Source organism: Nannocystis sp. RBIL2 (genome assembly GCF_026626745.1).
Classification (GTDB): domain Bacteria; phylum Myxococcota_A; class Polyangia; order Nannocystales; family Nannocystaceae; genus Nannocystis.
Map to the genome: position 1 here is coordinate 5,099,357 of NZ_JAPNJW010000002.1, position 18,871 is coordinate 5,118,227.

18 protein-coding genes are annotated in these 18,871 nt (G+C 71.1%); 5 read left to right on the forward strand and 13 right to left on the reverse strand.

The features are described from left to right. Positions 1 to 106 precede the first annotated feature (106 nt). Positions 107 to 3,772 carry a PAS domain S-box protein gene (locus OV090_RS45150; RefSeq protein ID WP_267711177.1) on the reverse strand — a complete coding sequence of 1,222 codons (3,666 nt, stop codon included), beginning with the start codon at positions 3,770 to 3,772 and terminating at the stop codon, positions 107 to 109. 209 nt (positions 3,773 to 3,981) lie between these two features. Beyond that, positions 3,982 to 4,821, reverse strand: coding sequence for a glycosyltransferase family A protein (locus OV090_RS45155; protein ID WP_267711178.1), 840 nt, complete (start codon positions 4,819 to 4,821; stop codon positions 3,982 to 3,984). Between the two features lie 325 nt (positions 4,822 to 5,146). Between OV090_RS45155 and OV090_RS45160 the strand changes: the two genes are divergently transcribed. Further along, positions 5,147 to 5,587 (forward strand): DUF2795 domain-containing protein, encoded by a 441-nt coding sequence (locus tag OV090_RS45160; protein ID WP_267711179.1) that lies wholly within the window; start codon positions 5,147 to 5,149, stop codon positions 5,585 to 5,587. Between the two features lie 31 nt (positions 5,588 to 5,618). Continuing rightward, positions 5,619 to 7,478 (forward strand): glycosyltransferase, encoded by a 1,860-nt coding sequence (locus tag OV090_RS45165; RefSeq protein ID WP_267711180.1) that lies wholly within the window; start codon positions 5,619 to 5,621, stop codon positions 7,476 to 7,478. A 61-nt stretch (positions 7,479 to 7,539) separates the two neighbouring features. Here OV090_RS45165 and OV090_RS45170 read toward each other — a convergent pair whose 3' ends face one another. From OV090_RS45170 to OV090_RS45210, 9 genes are all read right to left on the reverse strand, one after another. Next, entirely contained in the window at positions 7,540 to 8,157 is a 618-nt protein-coding gene (locus OV090_RS45170; RefSeq protein ID WP_267711181.1) for a hypothetical protein, read from the reverse strand. A 161-nt stretch (positions 8,158 to 8,318) separates the two neighbouring features. Next, entirely contained in the window at positions 8,319 to 8,861 is a 543-nt protein-coding gene (locus OV090_RS45175) for a hypothetical protein (RefSeq protein WP_267711182.1), read from the reverse strand. 129 nt (positions 8,862 to 8,990) lie between these two features. Further along, positions 8,991 to 9,821, reverse strand: a complete 831-nt coding sequence (locus tag OV090_RS45180; protein ID WP_267711183.1) for an amidohydrolase family protein — start codon at positions 9,819 to 9,821, stop codon at positions 8,991 to 8,993. 417 nt (positions 9,822 to 10,238) lie between these two features. Further along, positions 10,239 to 10,667, reverse strand: a complete 429-nt coding sequence (locus OV090_RS45185) for a nuclear transport factor 2 family protein (RefSeq protein WP_267711184.1) — start codon at positions 10,665 to 10,667, stop codon at positions 10,239 to 10,241. 67 nt (positions 10,668 to 10,734) lie between these two features. Continuing rightward, positions 10,735 to 10,914 carry a hypothetical protein gene (locus tag OV090_RS45190; RefSeq protein ID WP_267711185.1) on the reverse strand — a complete coding sequence of 60 codons (180 nt, stop codon included), beginning with the start codon at positions 10,912 to 10,914 and terminating at the stop codon, positions 10,735 to 10,737. Between the two features lie 138 nt (positions 10,915 to 11,052). Next, positions 11,053 to 13,305: a GAF domain-containing sensor histidine kinase gene (locus OV090_RS51325; protein ID WP_267711186.1), complete on the reverse strand. Its 2,253-nt coding sequence runs from the start codon at positions 13,303 to 13,305 to the stop codon at positions 11,053 to 11,055. Then, the gene (locus OV090_RS45200; RefSeq protein ID WP_267711187.1) at positions 13,302 to 13,928 is read right to left on the reverse strand and encodes a response regulator transcription factor; all 627 of its coding nucleotides are present in this window, start codon (positions 13,926 to 13,928) and stop codon (positions 13,302 to 13,304) included. The genes OV090_RS51325 and OV090_RS45200 overlap by 4 nt, the downstream gene beginning before the upstream one ends. Then, complete coding sequence (locus OV090_RS45205) at positions 13,918 to 14,139, reverse strand: hypothetical protein (RefSeq protein ID WP_267711188.1); 222 nt, start codon at positions 14,137 to 14,139, stop codon at positions 13,918 to 13,920. The genes OV090_RS45200 and OV090_RS45205 overlap by 11 nt, the downstream gene beginning before the upstream one ends. 16 nt (positions 14,140 to 14,155) lie before the next feature. Continuing rightward, positions 14,156 to 14,338, reverse strand: coding sequence for a hypothetical protein (locus OV090_RS45210; protein ID WP_267711189.1), 183 nt, complete (start codon positions 14,336 to 14,338; stop codon positions 14,156 to 14,158). Between the two features lie 487 nt (positions 14,339 to 14,825). On the opposite strand from OV090_RS45210, the gene OV090_RS45215 reads away from it, so the two are divergent. Both OV090_RS45215 and OV090_RS45220 read left to right on the forward strand, forming a co-directional pair. After that, positions 14,826 to 15,716 carry an MBL fold metallo-hydrolase gene (locus OV090_RS45215; RefSeq protein ID WP_346660417.1) on the forward strand — a complete coding sequence of 297 codons (891 nt, stop codon included), beginning with the start codon at positions 14,826 to 14,828 and terminating at the stop codon, positions 15,714 to 15,716. A gap of 99 nt (positions 15,717 to 15,815) precedes the next feature. After that, positions 15,816 to 16,457, forward strand: coding sequence for a hypothetical protein (locus OV090_RS45220; RefSeq protein WP_267711191.1), 642 nt, complete (start codon positions 15,816 to 15,818; stop codon positions 16,455 to 16,457). Between the two features lie 233 nt (positions 16,458 to 16,690). Here the strand turns inward: OV090_RS45220 and OV090_RS45225 are convergent, their stop codons facing one another. Further along, positions 16,691 to 16,996, reverse strand: coding sequence for a hypothetical protein (locus OV090_RS45225; RefSeq protein ID WP_267711192.1), 306 nt, complete (start codon positions 16,994 to 16,996; stop codon positions 16,691 to 16,693). A gap of 395 nt (positions 16,997 to 17,391) precedes the next feature. Between OV090_RS45225 and OV090_RS45230 the strand changes: the two genes are divergently transcribed. Then, positions 17,392 to 18,237, forward strand: a complete 846-nt coding sequence (locus tag OV090_RS45230) for a 2-oxo acid dehydrogenase subunit E2 (RefSeq protein WP_267711193.1) — start codon at positions 17,392 to 17,394, stop codon at positions 18,235 to 18,237. A 68-nt stretch (positions 18,238 to 18,305) separates the two neighbouring features. Here OV090_RS45230 and OV090_RS45235 read toward each other — a convergent pair whose 3' ends face one another. Next, positions 18,306 to 18,806, reverse strand: coding sequence for a hypothetical protein (locus OV090_RS45235; protein WP_267711195.1), 501 nt, complete (start codon positions 18,804 to 18,806; stop codon positions 18,306 to 18,308). Between the last annotated feature and the right edge of the window lie 65 nt (positions 18,807 to 18,871).

Here is an 18,871-nt window from a genome sequence, read left to right on the forward strand (position 1 = left end):
CGTGGCCGAGACTTGCCCGGGCGCCAGTCGGCGCCCGCCCTTCACCCGGCGGAGCCCGCCGGAGCGACCTCCGCGAGCCACGGCGGAGCCCGCGCAGGACGCTCGATCACATGGTCGCCAGCAGCTTCTTGAGCTCGGCCAGCGGCACCGGCTTCACCATGTGGAGGTCGCAGCCCGCCTCCTTCGAGCGGGCCCGGTCGCTCTCTTGCCCCCAGCCGGTCAGCGCGATGATGCGGATCGCGGCGCCCCACGGCTGCTGGCGGATCTGTCGCGTCGCGTCGTAGCCGTTGAGCCGCGGCATCCCCATGTCCATGAGGATGAGGTCGGGGCGGAACGACTCGGCCCCTGCCACCGCCGCCAGGCCGTCGTGCGCCACCTCGACCTTGTGCCCGAGCAGCCGCAGCATCATCGCCATCGTCAATGCCGAGTCCTCGTTGTCGTCGACCACCAGCACGCGGCGGCCGTTGCTGCTGTCGCGATCGCCGCCCGGGCCGCCCGGGCTCGCCGACGGCGCCTGCGGCTCGAGCACCGGCAGCGTCACGGTGAACGCGCTGCCCGTGCCTGGCCCTGCGCTGTCGCAGGTGACCGTCCCGCCGTGCATCTCGACCAACCCCTTCACCAATGCCAGCCCGATCCCGAGGCCCCCGTTCGAGCGTTCGATCGAGCGATCGATCTGCGAGAACATGTCGAAGATGCTGGTCAGCGCCGCCCGCGGGATGCCGATCCCGTCGTCGCGGACCACTACCCGCACCTCGCCGCCCGAGCGCTCCGCGCTGAGGCGGATGTGCCCGCCGGGCGGCGTGTACTTGGCGCTGTTGGTCAGCAGGTTGCTGAACACCTGCGCCAGGCGGGTCAGGTCGGCGTCGAGGACCACCGGCCGCGGCGGCAGCGAGATCTCGAGCGAGTGCCTGGCCGCGTCGATGAACGGCCGCGCCGTCTCGACCGCGTTGTTGACCACGTCGGCGAGCACCACTCGCGCGCGGCGCAGCTCCATCTTGTTGCGGCTGATCCGCGACACGTCGAGCAGGTCGTCGATAAGCCGGACCATGTGCCCGAGCTGGCGGTCCATCACCGCCTGCGAGTGCTCCTGGATCGCCGGGTCGTCGGACAGGCGCAGCGCCTCGAGGCCGTTGCGGATCGGCGCCAGCGGGTTGCGCAGCTCGTGGGCCAGCAGCGCCAGGAACTCGTCCTTGCGCCGGTCCTGCTCGCGCAGCGCCGCGTTCAGGCGGGCGTTCTCGATCGCCACCGAGGTGATGTGCGCCAGCTGGACCAGCACGACCTCGTCGCTGTCGCCGAACCCGCCGTCCTCGTCGTCCCACAGCTGGACCAGCCCGAGGTTTTCGCCCTGGCGGTCGACGAACGGCGCCGCCAGCCAGCGCCGCGGCCCCCCGCGGCCGTCGCTGCGGTTCGCCGGGCCCTCGCCGGCCAGGCGCAGCGGGCGTTGGCTGCGACGCACCAGGTCGACCAGCACCTCGGCGCCGGCGGGCGCGGCGTACTCGCGGCGCAGCCCTTCCTTCGTGGTCGTCATCGCCAGCGGGCCGGACGAGTCGTCGGCGTTGCTCAGGCTCGAGCAGGCGTGGCCGGCCCCGATGATCCGCCGCGCCTCCTCGGCCACGGTCGCCAGCACGCTCTCGAGCGACTGCGCCGAGTGGATCGCCAGCGACGCGTCGGCGACCTGCCGCAGCATGTGGGCCTGCTCGCGCTCGCGCTCGAGGGACTCCGACAGGCGCTGCTCGTCGCGCTTGTCCTCGGTGATGTCGACGGTCACCCCGTCGAAGCGGATCGGCACGCCGTCGGCGTTGCACATCGCCCCGCCGAGCGCGCGGATCCACTTGATCGCGCCGGACTCGGGCTCGACCGTGCGGTAGACGGTGTCGTACGGCGCGAGGTCGCGGATCGACGCGTCGATCGTCGTGCGCGTGCGCTCGCGGTCCTCCGGGTGCATGCGCTCGTAGAACATGCCGATGGTGACGCGCGCCGTCGGCGGCAGCCAGAAGTGCTCCTTGACCCGCGCGTCCCACTGCAGCTCGTCGAACGGCAGGTCGCAGTACCAGAAGCCGACGCCCGACAGGCGCACCGCGAAGTCGAGGCGCGCGCGGCTGTCGGCCAGCGCTCGCTCGGCCAGCGCCCGCTCCGTGACGTCGCGGCTGACCGCCAGGTGGTTCCAGCCGCCGCCCGCCGCCGGCAGCGGGACCGCCGTGCTCTCCATGTGCCGCCGGGTGCCGCGGAGGCCGATGATGTCGAACGCGAGGGTGCCCTGCTCGCCGCGGCACACGCGTTCGTGGAAGGCGCGGAAGGCCGCGCGGTCCTCGGGCGCGATCACGTCGTGGATGTTCGCGCCGATCGCCGCCTCGGCGTCGGCCTCGATCATGCCCAGCCCGGCCGAGTTCATCTGCAGCAGCGTGCCGTCGGGCGCGATCAGCTTGACGCACTCCGGCGTGGCCTCGACGATCGCCCGGTAGCGCGCCTCGCTGTCTCGCAGGCGCCGCGTCGCCCGGGTCCGCTCGAGCGCCTCCCAGCAGCGGTCGGCCACGGTGCGCAGCAGCGTCACCTCGTCGGCGCCCCAGCGCCGCGGGCCCTTGGTGTGGACCGCCATCGTGGCGATGAATTTTCCTTGCTTGTGCAAGGGCACGTAGGCTCCGGCCCCGATGTGCGCCGCGCGATAGGCGGTGAGGTCGGCGCCGGCGCGCGGGTCGTGCTCGACGTCGTCGATCACCCACGGCTCGTGGGCCCGCATCGCGTCGAGCAGCGTCGGGCCGAACGCGGGCACCGGCCAGCGGCCGACCATGCTGGGGATGCCGCGCGAGTAGTCGCCGGTGATGACGAACGTCGCCTCGTCCTCGACCTCCGCGTAGGCGCAGCGGTCGGCCTCGACGTGCTCGGCGAGCATGCGCGTCGTGACGGCCAGGACCTCCTCGGGCTCGGTCAGCGGTTGGGTCGCGGCCGCGAGGTCGGCGAGGAAGCGGTGGCGGCCCTCGCTCTTCCGCAGCGCCGCCTCGGCCTCTTTCTGCAGCGTGATGTCGCGGGCGATCTTCGACGCGCCGACGATCCGGCCGTCGCCGTCGCGCAGCGGCGAGACCGTGAGCGAGATGTGGAGCCGTCGCCCGTCCTTGGCCATGCGCACGGTCTCGAACGACTGGATGCGCTCGCCGCGGACCAGGCGGCTCAGGATCAGCCGCTCCTCGTCGAGCCGCTCGGGCGGGATGATGATCGTGATCGACTTGCCGACGACCTCGGCGGCGGTGTAGCCGAACAGCCGCTCGGCGCCGGCGTTCCACGTGCGGATGACGCTGTCGAGGGTCTTGCTGACGATCGCGTCCTCCGAGGTCGCGACGATCGCCGCCAGACGGGCCTGGGCCTCCTCGGCCCGGCGGCGCTCGCTGACGTCGCGGAACACGAGGACGGCCCCGACCGGCCTTCCCGCGCTGTCGCGGATCGGCGCGGCGCTGTCGTCGATCGGTCGCTCGCCGCCGTCCCGCGCGAGCAGACAGGTGTGATTCGCCAGACCGACGACCACGCCCTCGCGCAGGGCCCTCAGCGCCGGGTTCTCGGCCGGCTCGCGCGTGAACTCGTGGACGATCCGGAACACCTCGGTCAGCGGGCGGCCCACGGCCTCGCTCATGGGCCACCCGGTCAGCGTCTCGGCGACCGGGTTGAGGTACGTGACGCGGCCCTCGACGTCGGTGCTGATGACGGCGTCGCCGATGCTGGCGAGGGTGATCTGCAGCCGCTCGCGCTCCCGCGCGAGCTCGTCGTCGTCACGCACCATCATCGACTCCGCCGACCCGCTCCGGCGCAGGCGGCGGCGCGCGTCCCCGGGACTTCACGGCGCTCAGAGACTACAGTTCGCGGCGGGGAGGCCATGAGGCAGCAAGGCTAGGCCGAGGCCGCCGCCGTCGCAAGCGGAACGGGCGAGCGCGAGCGCACCCGCGAGCCGGCACGCGCCGCGGCGCTGGGAGCGGCGCAGTCAAAGACGTGTATCTACCGCCCTCGCGGCGCCGCGGCCTCGACCGGCAGCACCCGCGGGGCGTCGACCTCGCGGTTGGGGACGGTCGTCGGCAGCTCGAGGTGGTAAACGCCGCTCGGCATCAGGCCGCAGCCGCCGAAGCGGGCCATCACGCGCAGCTGGGCCAGCACGTCCTCGCCGCAGTGCTCGCGCGGCAGCTCGGTCCAGAAGTCGAAGCCGCCGACGGCGCGCAGCTTGGCCGCGTCGTAGAGCACGCAGCCGCCGACCCACGCGACCTTGTAGCAGCGCGTGGCGGCGGGGCCGAGCCCGAGCCCGCGCTGGACGTGCCACAGGTTGGCGGCGTTGTGCAGCTCGTGGCGCTGCCACGCCGCGCTGCCTGGCTCGACCAGCTCGGGCTCGACGCGGCCCGACCACAGCTCGACGCGCTGCTGGTGCGGGCGCACCGAGTCCTCCCGGCTCAGACCGATCACCGCGCTGCCGACGAACCCGCAGGCCTCGCGCGCCAGCACCTGGGTCATCTGCGCGACCACCCACGGCTCCAGCAGCAGATCGTCGTCGAGGCACAGCAATTGCTCGGCGTGCGCCTGCGCCAGCAGATAGTGGCGCTGCTCGGCCAGGCCGCGGCGGGGCAGATGCCGGTGCAGCTCGACCTCGTGGCCGTGGGCCCGCAGCACCCGCACCACGGCGCGCAGCTCGCCGGCGTCGCCCGCCGGCGCGTCGCCCTGATCGGACACGACCACGCGGAACGGCGTCCCGCCGGGCGTCGCCAGCGTCTGGGCGCACAGGCTGGTCAGCGTGACGGCCAGCGCGGCCGGACGATCGCAGGTCGGGATCAGGACGTCGAGGGTCGGCATACGCGCTGCGGCAGATGAGGTTGCATGCGCAAGGAACTTCCCTGGCGGATGGCGGCCGCGCGAGGTCACGGGCGCGTCGCCGCGCAAGCATGCGCAAGCGACGAGGCCGAGCAAGCGCGGCGCGACACCTCGCAATCACCGGTCGCTGCACCGCGCTGCCCCCCGCGTCGCGAGGGTTCTTCCCAGACAATGCGCGGAGGGCGAACGACGGCGGCCCGGCGTGTTGCGATGCATCATCCTCGCGCGCCGCCACTCGACAGGCGCGCGGCGCCTGCTTGACGGCAGGGGCGCGGGTGCTACCAAACCGCGCGCTGGAGATTCAATCATGACCAAGGCAGGCGCTTCCCCCATCGAACTGACGCATCAACTCCGCGGCATCGACTTCCCGGTCAGCAAGAAAGAGCTGATCCAGTACGCCCGCGACAACAACGCCGACGAGGCGGTGCTGCGCGAGATGGAGGCGATGCCCGAGCAGGAGTTTCGCAGCATGCGCGACGTGACCCGGGCCATGGGCCAGAGCGACGAGTCCGACGACCGCTCGCGCTCCGGGCGAGACGAGGAGCGCGGACGGTCGCGCAGCGAGGAGCGCGAGGGCGGCGAAGAGCGCGGGCGGTCGCGCGGCGAAGAGCGCGAGGGCGGCGAGGGCCGGTCGCGCAGCGGCGAGCGCGAGGGCGGCGAAGGTCGCGAGCGTTCACGCGGCGAGGCGCGCGAGGGCGGCGAGGAGCGCGGCGGCCGGCAGGGCGGCCGCGGGGGCGGCGAGCGCTGAGACAACCACTTCGCACGACCCGGGAGGGTGCATGACGATCGACCTCCGCGAAGGCGCGCCCGCGATCTCCGTGCTCATGCCGACTTACGGCCACGCGCGCTTCATCCCGACCGCGATCGCCAGCCTGCTGGCGCAGGAGCGGGCCGACTGGGAGCTGATCGTCGTCGACGACGGCTCCCCCGACGACACCGCGGCCGTGGTCGCGCCCTACCTCGCAGATCCGCGGATCTGCTACGAGCGCCTGGCGCACAACGTCGGGCTCGGCGCGGCCCTCAACGTCGCGCTGGCCCGCGCCCGCGCCCCGCGGATCGCCTACCTCCCGTCCGACGACCGCTATTGGCCCGACCACCTCGGCTCGCTCGCCGCCCGACTCGACGCCGCGCCGGCGGCCGCGCTGGCCTATTCGGGGGTGCGTCATCACTACAATCGCCGCGCCGACGGGGCCGTCGCCGGGCATTCGTTGCAGTTGGTCCAGGTGATGCACCGCCGCAGCGAGGCGCGCTGGCTGGGGCGCACCGAGCTGGTCACGGACGACCTCGGCCGCATGCTGTGGGACCGCCTGCTCGAAGCGGGCCCGGCGGTCGCGACCGGGCGCGTCACCTGCGAATGGGTGGACCACCCCGAGCAATTGCACAAGCTGCTGCGCGAGCCGCTGGGCGGCCTCAACGCCTATCGTCAACGGTTCGCGGTGGCGCACCCGCTGCGGTTCCACAGCAGCGTCGGCAATCCGATCGACGAGGTCGAGCACTACCGCCGCGCGCGCGAGCGGCCGCCCACCCCGCGGGCCCGCGACGGCCTGACGCTCCTCCTCGTCGGCGAGCTGGCCTACAACGCCGACCGCGTGCTCGCGCTCGAGGAGCGCGGCCACTCGCTGTACGGGCTGTGGATGGCCGAGCCGCACTGGTACAACACCGTCGGCCCGCTGCCGTTCGGCCACGTGCGCGACCTGCCGCGCGACGACTGGCGGCGGATGATCCGCGCCCTGCGGCCCGACGTCGTCTACGCCCTCCTCAACTGGCAGGCGGTCCCGTTCGCCCGCGAGGTGCTGGCCGCGGACACCGGCGTGCCGTTCGTCTGGCACTTCAAGGAGGGCCCGTTCATCTGCCGCGAGAAGGGCACCTGGCCGGCGCTGATGGACCTGCACACCCGCGCCGACGGCCTGGTCTACTCGAGCCCGGAGATGCGCGAGTGGTTCGCCACGGTGCTGCCGGCCGACGCCGCGTCGATCCCCTCGCGCATCGTCGACGGCGATCTGCCGCGGCGCGAGTGGTTCGCCGGCGAGCCGTCACCGCGCCTGTCGCAGGCCGACGGATCGATCCACACGGTGGTGCCCGGGCGACCGATCGGCCTCCACCCGCACCACGTCGCCGAGCTGGCGGCCGAGGACGTGCATCTGCACTTCTACGGCGACTTCACCCACGGCCAGTGGCGCGAGTGGATCGACCGCGCCCGCGCCCTCGCGCCGCGGCACCTGCACCTGCACGGCCACGTCGACCAGCGGCGATGGGTCGAGGAGTTCTCGCGCTACGACGCCGGCTGGCTGCACTTCTTCGCCAGCGACAACGACGGCGACATCGCCCGCGCCGACTGGGACGACCTCAACATCCCCGCCCGCGCAGCGACCCTGGCGGCCGCCGGCCTGCCGATGATCCAGCGCGCCAACGACGGCGCCCGCGTCGCCAGCCAGAGCCTGGCCCGCCGGCTCGGCGTCGGCGTGTTCGCCCGCGACATGGCCGACCTCGCCGCCCAGCTGCGAGACACCGCCCGCACCCAGGCGATCCGCGAGCAGGTGTGGCGCGTCCGCGACGAGTTCACCTTCGACCACCACGCCGACGACCTGCTGGCGTTCCTCGGCGAGGTCGCCCGCACGCGGCCGCGCGCGAGCGCCTAGGCCGGCGCAGCACATCACATGTCCCATGGGACATATAGATTCACTGCTTCCCGCCGGCGCCTCACTCGGTCAAGCCCGAGCCCTGGTCGCACGAGGTCGCCGGCGCCTCTCCGCACGCGGCGACCTCCTCGCGGAAGCCGTCGTTCATGCAGAGGAAGCGGGCCAGCGCGTCGGGCTCGGCGAGGCAGCCCTCGAAGTAGCCGGCGTCCTCGATGGTGAAGTGGGTGAAGGGGCCTCCATCGCAGCGGTCCGGGAAGCTCAGCAAATGCAAGACAGTCCCGTCGTCGCGGATCCGCACGATCAGCCGCTCGGCGGTCCCTGTGTCGAAGCCGAAGGTCCGCGACCATTCGAGGCTGCCCGGCTTGCGGTCGCGCAGCGCCTGGATCGCGCACTCGAGCGCGGCCTCGTCGTCCACGGCCCACCACATCTCGGGGTCGCACGGCTCCCACTCGCACCCGACGACGAAGGACTCGCAGATCGAGGACTTGCAGGCCGGATCGCCCACGCAGACGCAAAGCTCCCCCTCCGGGAAGTCGCCGGTGGTCGGCGCAGTGCTCGACGAATCGGAGCTCGACGAGCCGGTCGTGTCGGTATCCGTCGCGCCGTCGGTCGCACTACCCGGCGCAGGACCGCAGGCGACGAGGGTAACCAGGGCGAAATAAAGTAAGCGAGACTTCATGTCTCATTGTGACACTTGCGCAGCACGGCCCGCAAGCAATCGCCGCCCGGAACGCGCTCCAGCAGCGCCGGCGGCGGCGAGCCGGAGCCCACGCGGACGTGTCGGACGGCGATCGGACTTCCGCGGCAGGCGCACCCTGGCCGGCTCTCCCCGGCCGCAGGTCAGCCCTGGCCCGTCGAGAACGCCTGCGCCGCCCGGTGATTGTCCTCCGCCGCGCGCGTGCGCATCGTGACCGCGTCGATGAGGGTCTCGTCGCGCCGCGTCGTGTCGATCCAGAATCGACGAGGGTCGCGCGGATCGTACAGCACGCTGAAGATCCGTCCGGGAGTCAGATCTCCGAGCTCGTCCGTAACGATGGGGATGACCGCCTCGGCCACCACCTCGCCGCCGCCGATCGGCAGCAAGCGGACCTGCAGGCGCATCGGTCGCCGCTCCTCGCGCACGTATCTCCGCGCGGTCCGCCCGGAGGCCATCCTGTGCCCCACGAACGCCGCGCGGAACACCGGCGGCTCGCCGGTCGGCTCGGCCTGCTCGACGCGCGCCTTGCAGAGCAGCCACGACTCCAGCGCCTCGCGGTGGCGCGTGCCCGCGGGCGACTGCTCCCAGGCGTCGATCCCGGCCTGCCGCTGCATGTTCAGGCGATAGAAGAACCCGATCGTCGCGGCGATCATGAGCAGCCAGATCAGCGAAACCCATGCAGGCATGCGGCTGTCGTACGCTCGAACGGCGCGACAGTCCAGCGCGTCGTTCGAGTGGCGCGCGGCCGCGCCGGGCCACCGCGGTCGCGCGTCGCCCTGGGCGAACACCCCACGCGCCCGCTCCAACGTCGGGCGTCACCCCAAATTAAACACGCGCCGGGCGTTGCCGGCGAGGAACAGCGCGCGCGCCTCGTCGTCGAGGCCGAGCGCGTCCAGCCCCGCGAGCGCCCGCGCCGGCGGGATCATCGGCCAGTTGCTGCCGAACAGCACCTTCTTGCGCCCGTGCGTCGCCAGGTACTGCACCAGCGTCGGCGGGTAGCGCTTCACGGTGTACGCGGAGGTGTCGATGTACACGTTCGGGTGCTTGGTGCAGACCGCGACCATCTCCTCGGTCCACGGGTAACCGATGTGACCGCCGACGATCACGAGCTCGGGGAAGTCGATGGCGATCTGGTCGACGTAGGGGATCGGTCGCCCGACCTCGGAGGGCTTGAGCGGGCCGGTGTGGCCGACCTGCGTGCAGAACGGGACCCCGAGCTCGCAGCACTCGGCAAGCAGCGGATAAAACCGCGGGTGCGTCGGCGGCAGCTCCCACAGCCACGGCAGCACGCGCACGCCGCGGAACCCGAGCTGCTTGACGCAGCGCCGGAGCTCGCGCACCGCCTCCATCGGCCGGCTGATGTCGACCGAGCCGACGCCGACCAGCCGCTCGGGCGCCTGCGCGACCCATGCGGCGACCTCGTCGTTGCTCACCAGCGCGCCCATCGGCCCGACCCACGCGCTGATGATGCCGCGCGTGACGCCGCCCTCGTCCATGCCCGCGAGCGTCGCCTCGAGCGGCCACGGCCCGGCGAAGTCGTTGCCCGTCCAGCGCTTGAGCGAGTCGAGCCACGGCTGGGCCATGAACCGCGGCGTCGGGTGCTGCATCCAGGCGTCGATGATCGTCGGCGAGTCGGCGGAGCTCATGCGCGCCGACCCTATCACGAGCCCCGAGCTCCCGATCACGTCGAAGCGCGCCGGTCACGGCCCCGCGCACTGCTGCTCGCACGCGTCGCCGCGGGCGATCGCCCCGCCGAACGACCCGCCTCGGAGGTGCGTCACGCCGCGGCGCGGGCGCGCGGATGCGCGGGCTGTCGGCACCTCGCGATCCCTGCGAGGTCCCGGCTCCGTCCCCATCCACGCGGATGCCCCGCGCCTCATCGAATGACGCGCGGCCGCAATTTTTCGGCTGACCGAAGAGACAGGTCGAGGATGCTCTGCGCCGCAGAGCAGGCGTACACCCCCTCGTCGCAGCTCGCTCGAGTGCGGACGGCTATGGCCACAGGTGTGCGAGCCCGGTCTTCGGCGGAACGCCGCACTGCCGACACAATAGCGCGCGTATCGTCATCTCGGGGACTTGTCGGTAGGTCCGCCGAAGATGCGCTTGACGAGCTCCGTGTCCATGTACTCGCGGATCTCTGCGATCTTGCCGTCCCTCATCCTGAGAACGATGCCGTACAGGTTGTTGTAGCTGAGTCCGTCCTTGGTGCGTGATTCACCCTGGGCCTCGACGAAGACCTGATCACCTTCGGCAATGGCGTTCGTCACGGTGATCTTGATCGGGCCGTCGAGCCGCGCGAGCAGGAGAGGCACGTAGTTCGACATGATGTCCGCTTTGCCGCGGTAGGTGCCGGTGAATAGATGATCGCCGAAGTAAGTGATGGTCACGTCCTCGGTCATGCTGTCGAAGTAGCTCGCGACATCTCCTGCTTTCAGGGCGGCATAGCCCTTCAACACGATCTGCTTGTTCGATTCACGGGTGCTGGTGCTCATGGTGCTTCTCACTTCTGGGTGGGGAGATCGAGGGGTTCTTGGCATCGGCTCGCATCGTCGCGGGTGGTCAGGGCGGCCCGCTCGCGGCGACGCGGGCGGCCTCGTCGATCACATCGGCGACGGCCAGCACGACGTTCTTCACGGCAGCTTGGTCGGGTGACTGCAAAGCCGACTGCGTGCGGGCGCAGGAACGCGCGGCAGCTGCGGTCGCCGCGCTGAGGCGGAGGGTTTGAATGGCTTTCGTCATGAGGAGACTCCCAATCGAGCTGAGGCCGGGTGCGCCGGTGTCCCCAACGTTGCACAGTGGCGCGACGGATGCCTCTCTCGATGGAGAGAGACGGCAGCGCTCCATGGAGAGAGCGAACGTCTCGCCCGGCCGGCGGACTCAGGTCGTAAGCGGCATGTCGACGACCAGCCGGGTACCCGCGCCGAGCATCGAGTCGATCCGAAGCGAGCCGCCCATGTCCTGGATGCGGGCCCGCATGTTGCGGATGCCGAAGCCGTCGCTGTCACCCTCGACGAAGCCGACCCCGTCGTCCTCGACTTGCAGCCGGATTCCCGTCGACGTTCGCGCGAGAGTGACCTCGATGGCAGTTGCCTGCGCGTGTCGCAGGGCATTGTTGAGCGCCTCCTGGACCACGCGGTAGAGGTCGTGTGAGTGAACGGGCCCGAGCTCGGCGCCGACATCCCAGCTCTGCGAACGAAAGTCGCAAGCGACCTTGCCCGGCACACTGGCGCACTCGACCAGGTGCGCCAGCGCCGACGCCAGGTCCTCGCGCGAGGTGCCCTCCGGCTGCAGCGCCATGACCGCGCGGCGGGCATCGGCGAGCCCTTCGCGCGCCAGGCCGGCTGCGCGGCGCGCCAGTTCCTTGGCGTGGGCGAGGTCACTCTGGGTTTCGGCAAGCGCGCCGAGCTGCAGGAGAATGCCGGTAAAGCCCTGTGCCACGCCGTCGTGAATCTCGCGCGCCATGCGCGAGCGCTCGGCGAGCAACGTCTCGCGGCGGGTGCGGCGCTCCAGCTCGGTCGACATTGCAGACAGGCGGATCGCCAGCGCGGTTTGCTGGCAGATCGCCTCCACCAGCCATTCGATGGCGTCTTTGTGCTCGGGAGCGGGGGAGAACCCCAAACGCAGCACGCCGACAACCTGGTCACCGTCGAAGATCTCGGCATCCAGCACGTGCTCGATGCCCCGGTCGCGCCACGGCAAGCCTCCGTCGGTATCGTCCTCTTCCACGTGGCGCCAAGCCAAGTTGGACGGAGTTCCTCTGGAGGCGGCCCGCGTATCGGGCGCCGGAGGACCCGGCGGCTGCATCGCGTGAGCCATGAAGGCCACGAGGTGGAGCTCGCCGCCCAGCAACCGCGTCAGGCCGCCGGCTCGCGCTCCCACGGCAAGAACCGCTTGCTCGAGGATGGCCTGCAGTGCCGCGACAGGTTCACCGCCATCGGCCATGCGCTGGTTGATCGCACGGAGCACGGCATTCGCCGCCTCGAGCTGGTCGGCGCGATGGCGCGCATGGCGCGCCTGCTCGAACTGGACCGCCTCCAACCGCTCGCGCTCCCGCTCGATCCTGCGCTCGATCGCGCGCTGACGCTGCAGTGCCGCAGCGATGGAGTTGGCAGCGAGCTGCAGCACACGAAACTCGACACCATCCGCGCCCAAGTTGGGCTCGAAGCACCAGCCGAAGGCCAGCATCCCCGCGTAGCCGCCCTCGACCAGCAACGGTAGCGCACCGCTCACCGCCACACCCAGCGCTTGATGTCGAAGGCTGAACGGATCGCTGCGTCCCGCGGTGCGCCACCAGAAGGGGGAGCCTGACGCGAGCCCTGCGACGGCTCCGGGCGGCGCCACGTCATCGAAGAGAACCGAAAGGGATTCGGTAGCCTGAGACGGCTGTCCGGGCGCAAGCCACTCTTGGGTCAGTCGGTGGCAAGGCCGCCCGTCGAGCTCGTCCCGCATCAGGAGGACCACCCGATGGCAAGCTGCCATCGCACCGATGTGCGGCAACACCTGATCCAGGGCGGACTCGAGATCGCCGAGCAACAGCAGGTCGCCCACGACGTCGAGTGCCGATTCCATGGCGGCCTCGCGCGCCAGATGCCGACGCCGCACGGCGCGAGAGCGCGTGCCCTCGGCGTCAGAACGGCCAAGAGTGCTGGCGATCAGCACCGCCATCGAGCGCAGGGTGCTGACCTCCCGGGCAGGAAACACGGCCTGGCCTCGGCACTGATCGATGCTGAGGATGCCGCGCACTTCCCCGTCCACGAGCACGGGCACCAGCAGATCAGCCGTGGTTCCGCTGCCCGCGTTGACCTCCAGATTGCGGCCGGACTTACTCGCGAGGGTCGTGCTGTAGATTTCTCCGCGCGACAACGGCCTGATGACTTCGTCGAAGTCCTCGTCGCGGTAGGGTCCGGGTCGCATCGGCTCGATGCCCTCGCGCACCCAGGCCGAGATGCAATGCGAGACTCGGGCCGAAGTGTCGCGCACGAAGTACTGCATCCGATCGGCGTCGAGCGCTTGGCCTATCTTGCGAACGACATCGACCATTGCCGTGAGCGGATCGCTCGGCCGTGCCAGCAGCTCGCCGCAGTCGGCCAGGAGACCTAGCAGCTCGTCATCGGTTGCCGAGTTGGTCACAGGTGGAGCAGCCCACGCCGTGCAGCGATTGCGACGGCCTCGGTTCGGCTCATGGCGTCGAGCTTCGCCAGGATCGCTTTGACATGCGTCTTGACTGTGCCTTCCGTCATGTTGAGGCGGCAGGCAATGTCCTTGTTGCTGCGACCCTCAGCGATCTGGACGAGCACATCCTGCTCGCGTCGGGTCAAGGCGGCGTGGGACAGGCGCCGCATCGCCTTGGCCGCCACCAAGTGCGAAGTGTATTGGCCGCCGCCGCCGACCACCCGGATCGCGGTCAGGATCTCGGAAGGGGGCGCGTCCTTCAGGAGATATCCCTTCGCCCCCAGCCGCAGGCAACGAAAGATGTCCTCATCACCGTCATAGGTGGTCATGACCAGCACCTGCGCGGCCGGATCCGCGTCGAGGATGCGCGTGGCGGCCTCGAACCCATCCATGCCTGGCATCCGCAAATCCAGCATCAGAACGTCGGGTCGCAGGGAGAGGTAAGCCGCGACCGCGGAGGTGCCGTCAGCCGCCTGACCGACGACCTCCAGGCTGCCGTGCGTCTTGATGATCGACGCCAATCCGTCTCGCACCACCGGGTGATCATCCACCAAGAGAATTCGCAGCGCCTCATGGCTCATGCTCGTCACTCCGACGCGAAGCTGGGAACGTTGCGGCCGACGGCCAACCCTCTGCGGAGTCTAGCACTACGCGCTCCCCGTTGCACAGGTCGATCGAGCCGCCGGTAGTGCGGCGCGCGGTGCCGTCGCCGAACATCTCGAAGGTCTGGTAGGAGTCATGCTCGCCGCCGACGTCGGTCCAGCGGACCCGCCCGGTCTTGCGGTCGCGCATGGCTCGAACACGCAGGTCACGGCCTCGGCATACCCCCGGTCTCGTCTTCCCCCATCGGCACGGTCGGGCACAGCTCCACGCTGCATGGGTCGCCCTCGTCGCACTCGCATGATTCGGCCGCCTTGTCGTCGTCTCCGCAGGCGGTCGCCAGCAGCGAGACGACGCAGGCGCACGCAACCAGCTCGAGTCGACGACGCATGCCCGAGGATGACGCGACCGGAGCGACCGACGCTAGCGCACGGCTCTCGCACGGCATGGCCGGGCCCATTCCTCGCCCGGGAAGACGAGCGGTCACACGGCCGGGGTTATTTCCTCGCCCCGCCCGCGAGCGGCCGCCGATGATTGGCCATTCCCGCGGTCGCACGGCCGGGGTATTTCCTCGCCCCGCCCGCGAGGGGCCGCCCCGATGATTGGCGATTCCCGCGCCCGCCGGGCCGAGCCATCGCCTCCGCTGCCGAGCCGCCGTTCGCATGATTGGCGGTTCCGGCGCGGTCGAGAGGCCCAGGGTCAATCCTTGCAATGCAAAGGGACACACCGGCCTCGGCCGCCGATCGACGCAGATCGGCGGCTGCGCCGGCCGCCGAGTTTCGGCCCCGGCGCGCCCGCAGGGGCGCGCCGCCTCGGCCCGCGCGCGGGCATTTGACGCGCCCGCCCCTGCCGCTCAAGCCTGAGCCGCGGAGGTCGTCGTGCGCGTTCATCACCTCAACTGTGGAACCATGTGCCCTTACGGTGGGCGCCTGATGGGCAAGCCGGCGGACGATCCCGGCCCGGCGCGGATGACCTGTCATTGTCTGCTGCTCGAGACGGATCGCGGCCTGGTGCTCGTCGACACCGGCCTCGGCCTCGAGGACATCCAGAGCCCGACCACCCGCCTCAGCCGCTTCTTCGTCGGCATGATGCGCCCGCGCTTCGACGAGGACGAGACCGCGGTGCGCCAGGTCGAGCGCATGGGCCTGTCGCCCCGCGACGTCCGCCACATCGTCCTGACCCACCTCGACTTCGACCACGCCGGCGGGCTCGCCGACTTCCCGCACGCGCAGGTCCACCTGCTGGCCGACGAGGCCCACGCCGCCCAGGACCGGGCCGGCGCGATCGCCCGCGGCCGCTACCGTCCGCAGCAGTGGTCGACGGCGGGCTCGTGGCAGACCTACGCCCCGGCCGACGGTGAGGATTGGTTCGGCTTCGCCTGCGTGCGCGACCTGGTGGGCCTGCCGCCGGACATCCTGCTGGTCCCGCTGGTCGGTCACACCGCGGGCCACGCCGGAGTGGCGGTGCGCGCCGACGAGGGCTGGTTGTTGCACGCCGGCGACGCCTACTTTTATCGCGGCGAGCTGAACACCGAGCACCCGCGCTGCCCGCTCGGCCTACGCGCCTATCAGACCATGATGGAGGTCGACCGCCAGGCCCGACTGCGCAATCAGCAGCGGCTGCGCGACCTCTCCTATCAGCACGGCGACGCGGTCCGCGTCCTGTGTGCCCACGACCCGGTCGAGTTCGAGACCTGGGCCGCCCGCAGCCCGCACGGTCAGCCGCCTCACCCGCACGCGCCGCAGTCGCCGGGCGTCGGCGTCGGTTGAACTCGTCACATTCGTCGCGGCCCGCCCCCGCCTGAGCTTGCGGCGAGGACCGCTCGCGTTACCGTTCGTGGGCGGCCGCGCGGCCGCGAGGAGAGTGTGATGATTTCAAGGTCCAAGCAATCCCGCTGGTTGTTCCCCTTGCTGCTGCTCGCGCCGCTGGTCGGCTGCGAGAGCCGCTCACGCGACACGCCGAGCGACCGCCCCCAACAAGACCGCGACACCGTGTACACGCGGACGCAAACTTCGCCCCGCTCCGGCGGCCAGGGCGGCGCGGACAGCTCGTCGCCGACGCCCGCCGAGGGCGGCGCAGTGAGCGGCCGCGGCAGCGAAGGCTCCGCGACGACCCCCGGTCCGGGCTCGCAGCGTCGCGACAGCGCCGACCTCGGCCGCTCGGTCCAGCGCGACAACCCGCAGGGCGCGATGGGCACCCCGCCGACCGAGCAGAAAGGCTCGTCGGCCACCAATCCTCAGGCCGGCACCGGACCGACGGGCTCCAATCCGCCGACCGGCTCGCAAGGCGCCATGGGCACCCATCCCCAGACCGGCTCGCAGGGCGCCATGGGCACCCATCCCCAGACCGGCTCGCAAGGCGCGACCGGCACCCAGACCGGCTCCAAGGGCGCCAAGGACGACAAACCTCCGACCGGCACGCAGGGCTCGAAGGGGACCACGAAGACGGAGCCCGAGACCCACAAGGGCAATCCACCCGCCACCGGTGAGATGGGCGATCGGGCTCGCTGAGGCGCTCGCCCCGATTCGGGGCACCGCAAGTGCCCCGGGCCCGGCGGTCGATCCCGCCGCGCGTCCCTCATGCTGTCCTTCGGGACAGAATGCAGTGCGCCCGCCCCCGTGAACCGGGCGAGCGGGCCACGGACGCGATCCCCCGATTCGGGGCCCCTGAGTGCACGTCGGCGAATCAAGGCACCGGGAGGAAGGCGTTCGTAGCGACCTTTTCTGGCCCGCGACCCCGCGCACTACAGGCCGAACGTGCACTCCAGGCCCGCGCCGATGGCACACACCGCGAATTCGCCGCACTTGTCGGCGGCGCACGACTGCAGGTCGGTGACGGTGTCGGCCTGCTCGTCTGCCCGGCAGCGGTTGAGTCGGTTCTGGCACCGACTCTCGCACGAATCGGGGCGGATCGACTTGTTGCACTCGCTCGCCTTGGCGCAGTACGACTTGCAGCCGGCCTCGATCTGCGCCAGCGTCGCCCCGGGCTTGTGCTCGACGTCACTGCAGGCCCCGCAGAGGAAGGCGCCGAGCGCCGCGAATCCCAGCATCTTTCGCATCATTCCAGTCATCGCCGTGTCTCCCGCCGTCTTCGTGGGCGACCTGGCCCGTCGCGCAAGCGGCCGACCGTGCTCGCGCCCCCATGAATCGCAAGAGTCCGCCTCCCACGATTCGCCGACCGACGCGGGCCCAGCAGATTCATGCGATGGATCGCGGCATAGCGAATCGCCGTACACCCTCCGATCGCAGCGGCCCCCCTGCTCGCCGTCGCGGCCGGTGAGCCGCGCATACGCCCGCGAGGACGCGCACGCCTCGAGTCGAGACCAGCGAGGCGCCGCCGCCGCTCACGCCTCCCCGCCTCCCCGCTCCGGGCCTGCGCGCGGGCTGTCACCGCTCCGCAGGCGTCGCGCGGCCCGGCGCGGCGACTGCCCGCATTGGAAAAAACATGCGCAATTTCAAAGCCCGGCCCGCCGCGGGGCTCTCGCTGTTCCGCCGGCTCGCGCTCGCCACCTGGGACGACCCGCGCGATCCATCGATCCGCGGCACCCTCGAGCTCGACGCCACCGCCGCGCTCGCTCACCTCGAAGCCTTGCACGCCCGCACCGGCGAGCGCGCCACCCTCACCCACCTCGTCGGCCGGGCGCTCGCCGTCGTCCTCGCCGAGCGCCCCGAGCTCCACGTTCTGGTCCGTCGCGGCCGGCTCTACCCGCGCGAGGACGTCGACATTTTCTTTCAGGTCGCGCTGACCGACGCGCACGCTCCGGTCGGCGGCTGCGACCTCACGGGGCTGGTCATCCGCGGCGCCGATCGCAAGTCGCTCACCGACATCGCCCGCGAGTTCGGCGAGCGCGTGGCGAAGGTCCGCCGGGGCAGCGATCCGCAGCTAGGGCCGACACGTCGCCGCCTGGCCGCGCTCTCGCCCACGCTGCTGCGCCCGCTCCAGGCCGCGCTCGACGTCCTGCAATACCGCCTCGGCCTCCACGTCCCCGGCTTCCCGCGCGACCCGTTCGGCTCGGCCGCGGTCACCAACCTCGGCATGTTCGGCGTCCGCTGGGCCTACGCCCCGCTGTTCCCGCCGGCGCACTGGCCCATCCTCCTGCTGGTCGGCGCCGTGAAGCCGCGCCCGTGGATCGTCGAGGTCGACGGCGACAGCCGCATCGAGGTCCGCCCGGTGCTGCCGCTGCACGCGACGCTCGATCACCGCATGCTCGACGGGGTGCAGGCGGCCCGCCTGTCGGCCCGCATCGAGGAGCTGCTGCTCCACCCCGAGCTGCTCGAGCTGCCGGCGTGACACGACGACGCGGCTCGCCGCGCAGTCGCACTCGAGCACGTTCCGCGCAGCCGATCCGGGGGCATGCTTCAGCTCCCGTCGTTGCCATGAGGCGATTCACAGTTCGTCTCGACGAACAAGCCCGTGACCGCCGGCGGCTCGCCCTTCAGCGCGACGCCGCTGATATACATGTAGAAATCATAGCCAAAATGCACATAGAACTCTTGCCCTTCCAGCCGACACCACAACACCTCACGCAAGGCCAGCCTCGCCACCTCACGGATCTCGGCCTTCTCCAGCCAGACCCCTTCGGACAGGCCCTGCTTCGCATCACCCCGACACCTCTGCAAGGAGGCTCGATCGTTCACCTCCATGCCGCAAACCTTCAGTTTTTTCACGCGGCCCCACCCGAGAAACTTGTCGAGGAGCTCGAGGTATCTCGCCTCGACGACGAGATACTCGGCGAGGGTCAGCTCCGCGCCGTCAAACACCTTCCCGATGTCGCCATGACTGGTCCACTCTTCACGCGTGTACGCCCCGCCAGCATCGCGAAGAGACGGGTCGTACTTCGAGATTCGAAACACCGGCATCAGGCACCTGTTCTCTTGAGATCCTCATCCGACTCGTCGGGCCTCGGCGTCCCGGGCCGCACCGG